The sequence below is a fragment of the Vibrio sp. 10N.222.46.A1 genome (assembly GCF_041473595.1).
Taxonomy (GTDB): Bacteria; Pseudomonadota; Gammaproteobacteria; order Enterobacterales; family Vibrionaceae; genus Vibrio; species Vibrio tasmaniensis_A.
Genome location: NZ_JBFRSN010001266.1, coordinates 1 through 1,889 on the forward strand (window position 1 = coordinate 1; position 1,889 = coordinate 1,889).

Annotated in this window: 1 protein-coding gene; it reads right to left on the bottom strand. The window is 42.5% G+C overall.

Going from position 1 to position 1,889, the window contains the following annotated elements; translation table 11 throughout:
- Positions 1-1,563, bottom strand: a 1,563-nt coding sequence (locus AB4496_RS25805; protein ID WP_372132708.1) for a TonB-dependent siderophore receptor, incomplete at its 3' end; no start/stop codon positions are given.
- Positions 1,564-1,889 lie beyond the last annotated feature (326 nt).

Below are 1,889 nucleotides of genomic sequence, written 5' to 3' on the forward strand. Positions count from 1 at the left end.
CTTTGAGCCTAGCTCATAAAGTGTACCTTTCTTCGCATCTTGAGACTGGCCGAAGTTCACATCATCTTTATCAGAAATCTCACTTACAGGTTCAAAACTTTCAGAGTAAACCGCGTAAATAGAACCGTTTGGCGCCGGAGAGTAAATCGCACCGAACTTAGGTAGGATGTTATTGTAGCTCTCTTCTTTACCAGAACTGCTCGTTGTATCATCGTAAGCGAAACGAACACCAGCAAGTGCTTGCCACTGTTCATTGAACGTCACTAAATCTTGAAGATATAGACCGTAGTGTTGGCTCTTCGAGTGTGATACTGAATCATCGTTGTTATAGTGAATGTCTGCAGGCATATCAAAGCCTTTGCCACACTCTTTCATTGTGTCTGCTTCAGAAGCGTTAAAACAAGCATAGTCTGATACGTACAGGCGCTTGTAATCGTAGTGCAACCCATTTGCACCCACCAACAGACGGTGATTCACACCAAATGCATCAACATCACCAGTAAAATCCACGTAAGCCGTATCAAACGTCCACTCATCATGACGGTCTGACACTTTGTAACCATAACCTAGTGTTTTCTTGGTTTTTCTGTCTTTCTTTGAATCAATAACGTTATCTGATTCAGTACGGCGACGTTCGTAAAACTGACGACTGATACCCGATTTAACTGCCCATGTATCGCTCAAGTTTGCTGTAACAGCCACACCGTAGTTTGCTACGTCGTTGTCTGTTTGTGCGAAGCGTTGGTCATTAACCGTATTTGGGGTAATCGCTTTACCTGTTTTCGTATCAATCTTTGAGCCGTTATCTAGATCACCCAACTCTTGAGTACGGTCGTAATGCGCAGATAGCATCACATCTTCGTTGATATCGTAATCAACAAATAGGCCACCAACAAAGCGGTCAGTCTCTACATCTGTGCCGTCAAAACGTGTGCGGTAAGAGTCTTGGTTTTCTTGTGAAACAATAAGACGAGCACGTAGAGTTTGATCATCGTTCAATGAACCGCTTACATCAGCGGTAGTACGTGTGTAGCTGTCAGAACCAATGTCTTGGCTTACGCTAACTTGAGTTTCATACGTAGGCTTCTTAGCAACCATGTTAACAAGGCCACCAGGTGCTGATTTACCGTAGAGCAAACCTGCAGGACCTTTTAGTACTTCAACACGTTCTAGTAGTTCTACCGGTTGACGGTAATGAGACCAGTGTTGAACGCCATCGCGCAAGTAACCAGAACTGCTTCCTAGAGAGAAACCACGTAGGTTGAAGCGCTCACGGTTTGTTGATTTAGAACCCGCTGAAATTGACGCATCATTTTTTAATACTTCGCCAAGCGTGCTTGCGCGTTGCTCATCAATGATTTGTTCACTGATAATCGTAACTTGTCCTGGAGTCTCTAATTGAGTCGCCTCCATGCGCATTGCTGTTGTATTCGTGTCGGCTTTATAACCGTAATCACGACCTTCAACAACCATATGCTCGTCAGTTTTTACTGCTTCTGCCAATACTGCTGGTGAAGCTAATACTGCGCCGATCACTAAAGCCAATGGCTTTTTTGAAAACATGTCCTTTTCTCCACTTTTATTCTTTTAGACGAACACTTTGTTATTTATTCGATGTGTCCGTTAGACCGTTTCCGGTACCACTGAATTATTTCGAGGGGGAATATAAGTGATAACTATTACTATTTGCATTAAATTTACATTCTTTGCATTCGTAAAGTTTTGTAAAGACGAGCTGACGAGTCGTTAACCTGCAGTTAAAAGAAACCAATTCAATACAGTCATTTAACGAGCACTTGAATTAAAAATCGGTTCTATGCGCCAAACTTTTTGAAACACCGCCATTTGCGCAGTCAATGTAATAAGCAAACATCTATAACAAAATCCTC